At 36.3% G+C, this 11,757-nt stretch carries 14 protein-coding genes and 1 other annotated feature; of the genes, 8 read left to right on the top strand and 6 right to left on the bottom strand.

Going from position 1 to position 11,757, the window contains the following annotated elements; translation table 11 throughout:
- Window positions 1-161: 161 nt before the first annotated feature.
- Window positions 162-677: a MerR family transcriptional regulator gene (locus tag MHI57_RS10575; RefSeq protein ID WP_340976269.1), complete on the bottom strand. Its 516-nt coding sequence runs from the start codon at window positions 675-677 to the stop codon at window positions 162-164.
- Window positions 678-856: 179 nt separating this feature from the next.
- Here MHI57_RS10575 and MHI57_RS10570 point away from each other — a divergent pair, with 179 nt between their 5' ends.
- A complete protein-coding gene (locus MHI57_RS10570; RefSeq protein WP_095372053.1) occupies window positions 857-1,090 on the top strand; it encodes a hypothetical protein in 234 nt (77 codons plus the stop codon).
- 76 nt (window positions 1,091-1,166) lie between these two features.
- Here MHI57_RS10570 and MHI57_RS10565 read toward each other — a convergent pair whose 3' ends face one another.
- The gene (locus MHI57_RS10565) at window positions 1,167-2,552 is read right to left on the bottom strand and encodes an alanine/glycine:cation symporter family protein (protein ID WP_328197467.1); all 1,386 of its coding nucleotides are present in this window, start codon (window positions 2,550-2,552) and stop codon (window positions 1,167-1,169) included.
- A 291-nt stretch (window positions 2,553-2,843) separates the two neighbouring features.
- Between MHI57_RS10565 and MHI57_RS10560 the strand changes: the two genes are divergently transcribed.
- From MHI57_RS10560 to MHI57_RS10535, 6 genes are all read left to right on the top strand, one after another.
- Window positions 2,844-4,103, top strand: a complete 1,260-nt coding sequence (locus tag MHI57_RS10560; protein WP_322910413.1) for a PucR family transcriptional regulator — start codon at window positions 2,844-2,846, stop codon at window positions 4,101-4,103.
- A 175-nt stretch (window positions 4,104-4,278) separates the two neighbouring features.
- Window positions 4,279-5,409 (top strand): alanine dehydrogenase, encoded by a 1,131-nt coding sequence (gene ald / locus MHI57_RS10555; protein WP_307318163.1) that lies wholly within the window; start codon window positions 4,279-4,281, stop codon window positions 5,407-5,409.
- Between the two features lie 478 nt (window positions 5,410-5,887).
- Window positions 5,888-6,099 (top strand) — a binding site (T-box leader).
- 58 nt (window positions 6,100-6,157) lie between these two features.
- The gene (proS, locus tag MHI57_RS10550) at window positions 6,158-7,588 is read left to right on the top strand and encodes a proline--tRNA ligase (protein ID WP_340976267.1); all 1,431 of its coding nucleotides are present in this window, start codon (window positions 6,158-6,160) and stop codon (window positions 7,586-7,588) included.
- A gap of 81 nt (window positions 7,589-7,669) precedes the next feature.
- Window positions 7,670-8,308 (top strand): sigma-70 family RNA polymerase sigma factor, encoded by a 639-nt coding sequence (locus MHI57_RS10545; RefSeq protein WP_322910411.1) that lies wholly within the window; start codon window positions 7,670-7,672, stop codon window positions 8,306-8,308.
- A gap of 24 nt (window positions 8,309-8,332) precedes the next feature.
- Window positions 8,333-8,917: an ATP-dependent Clp protease proteolytic subunit gene (locus MHI57_RS10540; protein WP_095372058.1), complete on the top strand. Its 585-nt coding sequence runs from the start codon at window positions 8,333-8,335 to the stop codon at window positions 8,915-8,917.
- A gap of 92 nt (window positions 8,918-9,009) precedes the next feature.
- Window positions 9,010-9,300 carry a hypothetical protein gene (locus MHI57_RS10535; protein ID WP_340976266.1) on the top strand — a complete coding sequence of 97 codons (291 nt, stop codon included), beginning with the start codon at window positions 9,010-9,012 and terminating at the stop codon, window positions 9,298-9,300.
- Between the two features lie 160 nt (window positions 9,301-9,460).
- Here the strand turns inward: MHI57_RS10535 and MHI57_RS10530 are convergent, their stop codons facing one another.
- Window positions 9,461-9,856 carry a hypothetical protein gene (locus MHI57_RS10530; RefSeq protein ID WP_095372059.1) on the bottom strand — a complete coding sequence of 132 codons (396 nt, stop codon included), beginning with the start codon at window positions 9,854-9,856 and terminating at the stop codon, window positions 9,461-9,463.
- Between the two features lie 125 nt (window positions 9,857-9,981).
- Between MHI57_RS10530 and MHI57_RS10525 the strand changes: the two genes are divergently transcribed.
- Complete coding sequence (locus tag MHI57_RS10525; protein ID WP_095372060.1) at window positions 9,982-10,368, top strand: hotdog fold thioesterase; 387 nt, start codon at window positions 9,982-9,984, stop codon at window positions 10,366-10,368.
- A gap of 239 nt (window positions 10,369-10,607) precedes the next feature.
- Here the strand turns inward: MHI57_RS10525 and mnhG are convergent, their stop codons facing one another.
- From mnhG to MHI57_RS10510, 3 genes are read right to left on the bottom strand one after another with little or no spacing between them, the layout of a single operon-like run.
- The gene (gene mnhG, locus MHI57_RS10520; protein ID WP_095372061.1) at window positions 10,608-11,009 is read right to left on the bottom strand and encodes a monovalent cation/H(+) antiporter subunit G; all 402 of its coding nucleotides are present in this window, start codon (window positions 11,007-11,009) and stop codon (window positions 10,608-10,610) included.
- Window positions 10,993-11,277, bottom strand: a complete 285-nt coding sequence (locus tag MHI57_RS10515) for a Na(+)/H(+) antiporter subunit F1 (protein WP_095372062.1) — start codon at window positions 11,275-11,277, stop codon at window positions 10,993-10,995. Before MHI57_RS10515 ends, mnhG begins: the two co-directional genes overlap by 17 nt.
- Complete coding sequence (locus MHI57_RS10510) at window positions 11,274-11,753, bottom strand: Na+/H+ antiporter subunit E (protein WP_095372063.1); 480 nt, start codon at window positions 11,751-11,753, stop codon at window positions 11,274-11,276. The genes MHI57_RS10515 and MHI57_RS10510 overlap by 4 nt, the downstream gene beginning before the upstream one ends.
- Window positions 11,754-11,757: the final 4 nt, after the last annotated feature.

The following is an 11,757-nucleotide window of genomic DNA, read 5'->3' as shown; positions in this document are numbered from 1 at the left end:
AATAGTAACTATTAAAGGATATTGACATAATATCAGTACCCTCAGTCAATCTTCTTTTAGTTTTCCAGCGCGATCTTTAGAACCAGATATTCGTTTTAAGCATAACCGCATAAAGGATAACAAGATGGTTCCAACCAAATCTGAGGAGGAACCAATTTTGTTTAAAATTTAATGCCGAAAAGCATTGTAAGGATATTACGCTTTTTTATTCTTTTTATTGGTAAGATACTAGCAGTAGGGCTGTCAGAGGGAATAGGAGACACTTGCATGAAATTCTTCTTTTCAAGTATGTGTATACGTTCATGTAAACGTTCAATTTCTGCGTGTAATTCTTCTAACTCCTGCCGATGATGTAGCAACTGATAAGTAGTCACATCATCTGCTTTTGCATTTAAGCGTTGTTCTAACATATCCATTCTTGCGCTTAGTTCATCATTGGATATCTTTGGACTAGATATAGTGGCGTGCCGAATTTTTTTGCTAGTTACTTTTACGTCTTGAAGAAGGACACCTGTATTTAATTGATCATGAACTCTTTTTAATAATTGAATATCTTCTTCTGAGTAAGCATAATGGCCATGCTCATTTTTTGTCATATTTAAATTTAGCTGTTTTATCCATCGCTGAATAGTACTTTGGGATACACCGAGTAGTTTCGCTACAGCGCCTGTATTCAAAAGTAATCTCCTCCTTATCATTACTTTATTAAGAAGCATTCGCTTAAAGAAATATATTTTCCTTTACGTTTGACAAAACAAGTGTTGCTTCGTCAAAGATAGTGAATATTTTACAACCTTTTGAGTAATAATCGTTCTTAGTGGGGACAATGAAGAAAACAGATGGGAGGACAGGTAAAATGACAGAATACGAATTAGAAGACATCTTCCATGAGTCAGGGCATTACCACTTATATGAACAATTAAAGTATAAATTATGGATTGCTTATCAATGGCTAGAGGCAGATCGAAATATATTATCCGAGTTTCTAAATATTTATGATTTTGACCACAACGAAGAATTATATTGTAAGGAATTCTTATTTCATTATAAGATCTTTAAAAACATAAAGAAGAAGAATGCCTTTTATTAAATGAACAAGTAAATAATAAAAAAGCCCCCAAATCATTCAATTTGTGAGGCTCTTATTTCTTGAGTAATGAAGGCAATTATTTTATTTTATAATGTTGTGTGAAGAATTCGTCTGTTTCTTGTACAACAACTTTCCTCAACAGGAGTAGACCAACTAAGTTCGGAATCATCATTAATGCGTTAGCCATATCAGCAAATGCCCAAACGGTAGCTAAGTTAACCATTGCACCAGCTGCACAAGCAATAATATAAATCGCGCGGTAGCCTGCAATTCCTTTTGTCCCAGCTATATATTCAAAGCATTTCTCACCGTATACATACCAGCCTACAATTGTTGTAAATCCGAAAAAGATAACAGAAAAAGCGACGATATATTCTCCTGCTGTTCCTAATACTGATGCGAACGCTGCACTCGTTAATGCACCACCATCGAGATTAGGGTCATGGGTTACGCCAGAAAGTAATCCTCCTGTATAATCCCAAAAACCAGTAATGATTAATACAAGTCCAGTCATTGTACAAACGATGATGGTAACAATGAAAGTGCCTGTCATAGCAACAAGTGCTTGCTTCACAGGATGGTCTGTTTTGGCATTACCGGCGATTAAAGCAGCAGTACCTAAACCAGCTTCATTAGAAAAGATTCCTTTTGAGACACCATTTTTAATTGCCTCTGATACGACAACTCCTACAAAACCACCGGTTGCTGCGATCGGATTAAAAGCATAATGAAAAATTAATTGAAATGACGGAATAATCATTTCATAATTAACCGCAATGATGATTAAGGCGCCACCAATATAAAGAAAAGCCATAATGGGAACAAAGTATCCAGCGACGGTACTAATTCTTTGAATGCCTCCAAAAATAATGAGTGAAGCAAAAACAGCTAAAACGATGCCAGTAATAACACTGTTGATACCAAAGGATTCACTAGCTACTTGAGCAATCGTATTAGATTGCACGCTATTCCCTATACCTAAAGCGGCAAAAGCACCAAAAATGGCAAAGGCAATGGCTAACCATTTAAACTTAGCTCCTAATCCTCTCTCAATATAGTACATGGGTCCACTTGAATATTCACCATTGCTATTCTTTACACGATATTTCATTGCTAGTAAGGCTTCCGCGTATTTAGTAGCCATCCCGAAAAGCCCAACAATCCACATCCAAAAAATGGCGCCTGGTCCACCTAAAGTGATAGCTGTGGCGACTCCAGCAATGTTTCCATTCCCTATTGTTGCTGCCAATGCAGTCATTAACGCTTTGAAATTACTTACATCGCCTTCATCATTTGTATCCTTAGCGTTCCCTTCCTTTGTAAATGCTAATTTAAAAGCATAATAGAGTTTCGTAAATGTACGACCTTTAAGCATGATTGTTAGAAGTAGGCCCGTCCCAAACAATAAGATTAAACTGGGGGTTCCCCACAAAAAGGAATTAACTTTTTCAAGTATGTTCATAATGTCCACAGATGAATCTTCCTCTCTATAGTTGAATATCATACCATACTATATTTTTTTAGATGTAATCGCTTTCTTAAACATAAACCAAAATCATACTATCTTAATAAAATGATTGAAGTGCACGGAAAATTATAAGAATACTTATTATTGTAAAATTATACAAGGATAACTTCAATCAATTTTAAAAAAGTTTAACTATTTATAATAATCAATAAGTTTAAAAAGAGCTTTTCGACAGCATGTAAAGGTTTAGATATAATAAAAAAAAGAGGCAGTTGGAGGTTTGAAATGGGGAGAGAAAAACAGTACGGGAAAGATCCATTTAAACGATCATTTGATAACTTAGAAACATTTGTGGATAAAATTAGAGATGTTCTTGAATGTCCAGTTACTATTGAAGATGCTAATCATCGGTTATTAGCTTATAGTACGCATGATGACCAAACCGATCAGGCTAGAATTGCAACGATTATTAGCAGAAAAGTTCCCGAAAAGGTAATAAATAGTTTATGGAAAGCAGATGCTATACCTCAATTATTAAGGAGTGCTGAACCATTAAAGATTCCAGAAATTAAAGAAATTGGGCTGGGGAATAGGGTAGCAATCTCTATCAGGCATCAAGAAGAGGTGCTTGGCTATATTTGGGTGGTCGAACGAGATAAGTCTCTTACAGCAGAAGATATGTATTTACTAAAACTGGCTGCTCAATCGGCAAGAATTGAATTGTTGAAGCTTTATCGTCAAAAAAAGAAAAGAGAAGAAAGCTATCAGGATTTTTTCTGGCAGTTGTTAACTGGCAGATATCCCAAGCATGCAGAAGTAGTAGACAAGTTAGATGATTTTCATATCAAACCATCTCTACACTCTGCTGTCATTATTTTTCGTTTTATTGACGATATAGACATGCAAACAGAACAAAGCATGATTTATCTTATTTCAACGAGCCAAAAAATCCATATGACTTTTTATGCAACGATGGGTAATGATTTTATCTTACTAGCATCTCCGCCATCTACACAGGCAAATGAAACAGATTTATCTGAGTTTGTACAGTTTGTTATCAATCAAATGTATGTAAGGTTTGAAATTGATCATATCATTAGTGGCAGCAGTAGTTTGAAATTGACCTATGACCATGTTGAAGATCGCTATTCAGAATGCTTAGAAGTACTTCGTTTAAAATCACAATATCCGAAAGAAATGCAAGAAATCTATACTTATCACCAATTAGGTGTCTTTAAATATTTGGATGCCATTCTTGATATAAGAAGCCGTGATGCATATGAACATCCCGTCATCCAACGTTTAATTGATTATGACCATGCTCATCGAACGGAGCTATTAATGACGCTAGAGGCCTTTATTTTAAATGATAGCAATGTAAATGACGCTGCTAAAGTCCTGCATGTTCACGTTAATACATTAAATTATCGTTTGAAGAGAATTACAGAACTCACTCATGTGAACTTTAAAAGTACACATGAGAAATTTTCCTTGTATTTAGAACTGCAAATCCGCAAATACATAGAAAAAAAGCATCGTTTGTGAAATTACACAAATGATGCTTTTTCATTTTTCAAATATAAACAAAGTCATTTCAACATTCTATTATTATACTGACAATAGGGAAACATAAAATTGTCATTTATTATTTGACAATTTATTCTATGCAATTTATTCATACTTAAAAATTAATATAATAAATGGAAGGGGCCAAAAGGATATGATTATCGGCGTACCTAAAGAGATTAAAAACAACGAGAACCGTGTAGCAATGACACCAGCGGGGGTAGATGCATTAGTAAAAGCTGGACATGAAGTACTTATTGAAACGACTGCAGGACTCGGAAGTGGATTTCAAGATCAAGATTACGAGTTAACAGGCGCGAAAATCGTAGGCACGGCAAAAGAAGCATGGGCAGCGGAGATGGTAATGAAGGTAAAAGAACCGCTACCAACTGAATATGACTATTTCCGTAAAGGCCTAGTATTGTTTACTTATTTGCATTTAGCAGCAGAACCAGAATTGGCAGATGCGCTAGTGAAAAGTGGAGTAACGGCTATTGCATATGAAACAGTTGAGGTGAACCGTACACTTCCATTATTAACACCAATGAGTGAAGTTGCCGGTAGAATGGCTACACAAGTTGGAGCGCAATTCTTACAAAAAACAAACGGTGGCCAAGGAATATTACTTGCAGGTGTGCCAGGTGTATCTCGAGGAAAAGTGACGATTATTGGTGGGGGCGTTGTGGGTATTAATGCTGCGAAAATGGCCATTGGTCTTGGTGCAGATGTAACAATCATTGATTTAAGCCCTGAAAGACTTCGTCAACTTGATGATATTTTCGGTAATAGCATTCAAACATTAATGTCTAATCCATTAAATATTGCTGAATCTGTAAAAGAAGCTGACCTTGTAATTGGTGCTGTACTCATTCCAGGAGCAAAAGCGCCAAAATTAGTAACAGAAGAAATGATTCAAACGATGAAACCTGGTGCAGTCGTTATCGACGTTGCGGTTGACCAAGGTGGTATTCTTGAAACGGTTGATCATGTAACTACACATGATGATCCAACATATATTAAACATGGTGTTGTGCATTATGCTGTGGCAAACATGCCAGGTGCCGTGCCAAGAACATCAACAATCGCATTAACGAATGTAACAATTCCTTATGCATTACAAATAGCGACTAAAGGTGCACATCTAGCTGTTGAACAAAACCCAGCATTGAAATTAGGGGTAAACGTAGTAAATGGGCATGTAACGTATGAAGCAGTCGCAAGGGACTTAGGTTATGATTATGTTCAAGTCGATGCAGCATTCGCAAATGAAGAAATAACAAACTAATGATACTTTCTCCTACCTCTTAATAGGGGTAGGTTTTTTTACTTTTTGGATGATATATTAGACGATGTATGAATTTGTAGGAGTATTTCAGTTGATACTAAATCATGTTGAACGCGATTTTCTTATAGCCTTCATTTAGTATTCTTTGCTATGATGGTTAACGTATCTTCAGGAGCCCTTACCATTCAAGGATTTAATAGGGCTGTATTTTTCTAGTTACACATATAGGGGATAATCGAATTCCTTCAAAATATTAAAATAGAAAAATGGATTGTATTCTTTGTACGGAAAGGTTTATCTTTTCACATTCTGTTATTGATCATCTTATTTTTTTGCCTCTTCTTGTGTACCAATTAGTCTAGTAATAGAAAAAAGGTCACTTGAGAGGGCTAAAAAGAGAAGTAAAAAGCCATTAGACCAAGAGCCTTCAATCAAAATTTGACATTTTTCATTAAACTCTATATAATCTTCAAAAAATAGTTAATCGTTGATGAGGAATAGTAAGTTTTCATCATTATTTTCAGAGAAGGTATCCGTTTGTGCTGTAAGATATCTATTAATGAAAAGCTGAACCTGCCCTCTGAGTACATATTCTTTAGAATATGCGGTTTACTTGTTGAACCGTTATCAATAAGAGTGCAAAGCTTTGCTTTGAAATAGGGTGGTACCACCAGTCATTGGGTCCCTATTTGAAAGCAGGGCTTTTTTGTGTCTTTGAAAGAATAAAAATTAAAAATGAGGTGTCAATATGGGTAAGCAGTTTGTGAAAGAAATAACATCAATGAATGAAGATTTTCCACAATGGTATACAGATGTCGTAAAGAAAGCTGATTTAGTCGATTATTCGAGTGTGAGAGGTTCAATGATTATTCGTCCATATGGTTACGCCCTTTGGGAGAACATTAAATCAGTACTTGATCAAAAGATAAAAGAAACTGGGCATGAAAATGTTTATATGCCTCTATTTATACCTGAGAGCCTTCTTCAGAAAGAAAAAGATCATATTGAAGGATTTGCCCCAGAAGTCGCTTGGGTAACTCATGGTGGGGAAGATGAGCTTGCTGAGAGACTTTGTGTGCGCCCGACATCAGAAGTACTATTCGGAGAACATTATAAAAATATTATTCACTCTTATCGTGATTTACCAAAGCTTTATAATCAATGGTCAAATGTTGTTCGATGGGAGAAAACAACAAGACCATTTTTACGAACGTTGGAGTTTTTATGGCAAGAGGGCCATACTTGTCATGCGACGGATGAAGAAGCGTTAGAAGAAACAGTAAAGATGCTAGAAGTCTATGCAGATATTTGTGAAAATCTTTTAGCTATCCCTGTTGTTAAAGGCAAGAAAACGGAAAAAGAAAAGTTTGCTGGCGCTAAATTAACTTATACAATTGAAAGTTTAATGCATGATGGTAAAGCGCTACAATCAGGGACATCTCATCATTTAGGAGATGGCTTTGCAAAGGCATTTGGGATTCAATTTACCGACCAAGATGGAAAAGAGCAGTATGTGCAGCAAACTTCTTGGGGATTCACAACCAGAATTATCGGTGCGATGATTATGGTCCACGGTGATGACAGAGGTTTAGTAATTCCGCCAAAGGTTGCCCCAAAGCAGGTAATGATTGTTCCTATTGCGCAACATAAGGGTGGCGTATTAGATTTTGCCTATGATTTAAAAGAAAGACTAAGTAAAGTAGCGCGCGTAGATATTGATGCAAGTGATAAAAAGCCAGGTTGGAAATTTAATGAATATGAAATGAAGGGTGTGCCCATTCGCTTAGAAGTAGGTCCTAAAGATATTGAAAAGGGCCAAGTCGTACTTGCAAGAAGAGATACAGGGGAGAAAATGGTCACTCCATTAGAAAATCTAGAAGAAACAATTGTTCAACTCTTAGAAAAGGTTCAAACTTCACTTTATCATAAGGCAAAAGAACATCGCAACGAACATACGTATGAAGCATATACTTATGAAGAGTTTAAGCAGATATTTAATGAAAAACAAGGATTCGTCAAAGCGATGTGGTGTGGCAATCAAGCATGCGAAGAGAAAATAAAAGAAGACACAAGTGTGACTTCCCGATGTATGCCATTTGATGAAACGGCGATTGCTAAAGCGTGTGTTTGCTGTAAAGAAGAAGCACAGCATCTTGTCTATTGGGCTAAAGCTTATTAAGAAAAAAATTTTATTGACCCATATCTTTTTTTCACTTATAGCCGTTTAAGTAATAGAAAGTGTGAAGGGGTGAAGGAAACAATGCAGAAGGAGCAGATGGTAAGCCGGTCAGCAACGTTAGATTTGATTGCGAAAAAGTATTATCGAGACTTAGTAAGCTATTGCACCTTTCTTTGCCAAAATGAGTGGGATGGAGAGGACATAGCGCAAGAAACCATCTTGAAGGCAATGAAGTATAACGAGGCTAAATTAACACGAGCTTTGTTAAAGAAAATTGCTTATCATCAATGGATCGATGTGGTTAGAAAAAAGAAAAAAGAGCAATTAACAGAAAATCATGTTGATATCGAAACAAGAAATCATCATTTGACAGAAACAATTGAATTATTATTAGAGAAATTAACTGTGCAACAGGCGCTAGCTTTTTCATTAAAAGAAGCGTTTTTATTTAAGAATAGTGAAATTGCAGAGATGTTAAATATGAAAGAAGCCTCTGTTAAGAGTTTATTGCATCGAGCAAGAAGACGTTTAGGAACAGATATGAAAGAATTAAATCAGCAATGGGATGAGCCGGTCGAGAGAAAAATCTTTCAAGTTTTCCATCGTGCATTTGAGCATCAACATCCCACTGAGCTTATCAAATTACTGCCAATAATTAATCATTATAGTACTTCCAAGCAAAGCACCCCTTCAAATGCTTTCAATATGATGGCAGCTTAATGCTTGCCTTTTGGAGGTTTCCTAATGAGTACAATACCTTATGTAATTGAACAAACGGCTAAAGGTGAACGGTCCTATGACATTTATTCAAGACTATTGAGAGATCGGATTATTATGATTGGTGAAGAAATCAATGATCATATGGCGAATAATATTGTTGCTCAAATATTATTTTTAGCTGCAGAAGATGAGAAAAAAGATATTTCACTCTATATTAATAGTCCTGGAGGATCAACAACAGCGGGCTTTGCTATTTTAGATACACTCGACTATGTTAGGTGTGATATTCGCACTATCTGTACAGGGATGGCTGCCTCATTTGGTGCACTACTGCTTCTATCTGGCACGAAAGGAAAACGATTTGTGCTTCCTCATAGCGAAGTAATGATTCATCAGCCCTTAGGTGGTGCAAGAGGGCAAGCGACAGATATTGAGATCTCTGCAAGGAGGATATTAAAGCTAAAAGACGTAACCAACCAAATGATTGCCGAGAAAACAAATCAACCATTAGACAAGGTGAAGTTGGATACAGAACGTGATTATTTTATGAGCGCACAAGAAGCGGTGGATTATGGAATCGCGGATGCTATTTTAACGAAGAGTGAATGATAATAACTCACATTAAGCCCACGCTTAATTGATGATAGATGCATATGTAATAGGGAAGGTACCCAGCTTTTAATTAAAGGAGGTAATCCCTAGTGCATTATTATTATCGACATCCTGGTGTTGCGGATGAACGCTTTTTTCCCTTTTTGGCGGCGCCATTTGTTGGCGGTTTTCTTGGAGGATTAGCGGGAGGGGCGTTAGCCGCACCGCTGTTCTTTAGACCTAGGCCGTGTTTTGGAGGACCTTGTCCACCATATGGATACGGTTACGGCCCCAGCCCTGTTCCATATGGCAATCAAGGTTTTGGTGGCTACCAAAATCCCTATGCTGGCAATCCCAATCTTTATGGACCAAATATTAATATAAATAATGAGATTAACTAGATAAAAATGATACCACGGAGAGATGCTGTGGTATTTTTTTGTAAGCTTAAATTTATATATTGAAGGATAGTACAGCAAAATCATAACCAAGATTATAAAAATAAAAAGCAGTCGTAAATTGACTGCTCTTCTATATTAGGTATGAAAATATGGCTTAACCCTACATTTGCATCGTAGTCCATTTTAATTTTAATGACAAATTCGCACTTTGATCACCGGCAGATTGAAAATTTAATGTTAATCCATCTGGTGTATAAGTAACTTTCGGATGATTGTTCAGATTAGCAGAATCAATTAATTGATTAACTTTTGTTTGATTTGATTCCTGGGCAGCAGTCATAATATTATAGGAGTATTCTCTGGACTTCGCCATTTTATCAAGTAATTTACTAGCACTATTCATTAATACTTCCATTGCTTTTGCTGATTGAATGAACTGATCCGGATTAACTGGAGGGAATGAACGTATAGGTATTGGTGGATAAGGGTGGCAATATATAGGATAGGTATAAGGATACGGACAAATAGGAGAGGGATTAAAACGTGTAGGATACATCATAGGTCTCCTTTCAATATCGCATTAGCATAAATATATGTGCCTAAGGCTTATTCTATGATTAAACAGAATATTCCCATAAAATATATGTTCGGTTATAATGGTAGTTGAGGGGAGGCGTACATATGTATCCAAAAACAATGATAGAAACGTTAGGTATTGAAATTACAAGCCTTGAAAAGGGAAAGGTTGTTGCCACTATGCCTGTAGACGGCAGAACGAGACAGCCATTTGGTATCCTTCATGGAGGGGCTTCTGTAGCGCTTGCTGAAACTGTAGCGAGCTTAGGTGCTTATGAACTCGTTGATAAAGAAACAGAAGGTGTAGCAGGACTAGAGATTAATGCTAACCATATTAAGTCAAAGAAAGACGGCGTTGTGACAGCAATTGCAACAGTTCTACATCAAGGAAAAACAACGATGGTTTGGGAAATAAAGATCGTCGATGAACAAGAAAAATTAATATGTGCATCAAGGTGTACAATGGCTGTTTTAAAATTGAAAAAGTCTTAATGAAATGCGGGTGGAAAGGTAATTTCTACCCTGTTTTTTTTTGGTTTTATATGTGGCATTGTATGATATGAAAGTTAAACCTTCGCATGGTGTCCAGTATCCACACAACAATCATTTTTAATAAACCGCACTTAGTTACGTTTCATTCATTTGATTAGTCACGATTGGAAAATTTGTTTATTAAAATAAAAAAAACGCCACCTACATGCAGTTTAGATTGCATATGGTAGCGTTTTTTTTTATAGATTCTTCCCTAATTTCTTTTTAAATTCTTCATATTTTTGTTGTTCATTAGATTTCTTTATCTCGAGGTATTCTTGGTAATCATCAACCTTACTACCTTCCATTTTTACGCCATGATGATAGGCTGCTCTTCCAAGTAAATGGCCAGCAACTGGAGCTGTTAAAAACATAAAGACGATGCAGAGAAGTACTCTTGTATTAAACTCACTCTCATGAAAATAAAAGTAAAAGAATGCAGCTAATAATATACAAAGGACACCAAGTGTAGCAGCTTTTGAAGCAGCATGGTTTCTCGTATATACATCAGGTAATCTGATTACACCTAGCGCAGCTATTAAGTGAAAGAACGCTCCGAGAATAATAAATATGACGATGATAATATTAGCGATCTCTATCATGATCAATAATGACTCCCTTCTCTAGATATTTGGAGAAGGCTACTGTCCCGATAAACGCTAATATCCCAAATAGTAAAATGAACTCTACATAGGCAGTTGTATCTACTTTGATACATATTAACGCGACAATACCAACAATGTTTACACCAACGGCGTCTAAAGCAACGATACGATCCGGCAATGTTGGGCCTTTAATGATTCGGTAGACTAATGCAAGCATGGATAGAGCTAAACAAATGATTGCAATTGTAACGGCAGTTTGTATCATTTTCGGCTCACCTCCATAATCGCCTTTTCGAAGCTTGTTTGAATCGCTTCTATTTCATCCTGGACATCATTCATATCTACAGCATGTACAAAAAGGATTTTCTTATCTTCTGAAATATCTACTACTAACGTACCTGGTGTTAGGGTAATTAAGTTAGATAGTGTGGTAATTTCCCAGTCCTTTTCTAAACTTGTTGGATAGGCAAATATCCCAGGCGTGTTGTGTAGCTTAGGTGTTAACACAATCTTAACGACAGCAATGTTGGCTAGAATTAGCTCTCGTATAAAGATAAAGAGCAATTTAACCACTGCATAAACACGGTACAAATAAAAACGGCTGCTGAAGAAATTTCTAAATACAAACAAAATGAGTAGGCCAAAAAAGTATCCTTTGATAAATGCCACTAGATCATACGTTGTTGTTAGAAACATCCACATAAACCCAAGACAAACATTTAATAAAATTTGAACTGCCATACTC

Origin of the sequence: Cytobacillus sp. FSL K6-0129 (assembly GCF_038007625.1) — a bacterium.
GTDB classification, from domain to species: domain Bacteria; phylum Bacillota; class Bacilli; order Bacillales; family Cytobacillaceae; genus Cytobacillus; species Cytobacillus kochii.
The sequence above is the reverse complement of the archived record's forward strand: the minus strand, read 5'-3'. Positions and strand labels throughout refer to the sequence as shown.

Excerpts from the sequence above, each read along its gene's own strand:
- MHI57_RS10570 (WP_095372053.1), top strand. The coding sequence starts at position 857 with ATGACAGAATACGAATTAGAAGACATCTTCCATGAGTCAGGGCATTAC.
- mnhG (WP_095372061.1), bottom strand. The coding sequence starts at position 11,009 with ATGATAGAGATCGCTAATATTATCATCGTCATATTTATTATTCTCGGA.
- MHI57_RS10530 (WP_095372059.1), bottom strand. The coding sequence starts at position 9,856 with ATGTATCCTACACGTTTTAATCCCTCTCCTATTTGTCCGTATCCTTAT.
- ald (WP_307318163.1), top strand. The coding sequence starts at position 4,279 with ATGATTATCGGCGTACCTAAAGAGATTAAAAACAACGAGAACCGTGTA.
- MHI57_RS10560 (WP_322910413.1), top strand. The coding sequence starts at position 2,844 with ATGGGGAGAGAAAAACAGTACGGGAAAGATCCATTTAAACGATCATTT.
- MHI57_RS10510 (WP_095372063.1), bottom strand. The coding sequence starts at position 11,753 with ATGGCAGTTCAAATTTTATTAAATGTTTGTCTTGGGTTTATGTGGATG.
- MHI57_RS10545 (WP_322910411.1), top strand. The coding sequence starts at position 7,670 with ATGCAGAAGGAGCAGATGGTAAGCCGGTCAGCAACGTTAGATTTGATT.
- MHI57_RS10525 (WP_095372060.1), top strand. The coding sequence starts at position 9,982 with ATGTATCCAAAAACAATGATAGAAACGTTAGGTATTGAAATTACAAGC.
- proS (WP_340976267.1), top strand. The coding sequence starts at position 6,158 with ATGGGTAAGCAGTTTGTGAAAGAAATAACATCAATGAATGAAGATTTT.
- MHI57_RS10515 (WP_095372062.1), bottom strand. The coding sequence starts at position 11,277 with ATGATACAAACTGCCGTTACAATTGCAATCATTTGTTTAGCTCTATCC.
- MHI57_RS10565 (WP_328197467.1), bottom strand. The coding sequence starts at position 2,552 with ATGAACATACTTGAAAAAGTTAATTCCTTTTTGTGGGGAACCCCCAGT.
- MHI57_RS10540 (WP_095372058.1), top strand. The coding sequence starts at position 8,333 with ATGAGTACAATACCTTATGTAATTGAACAAACGGCTAAAGGTGAACGG.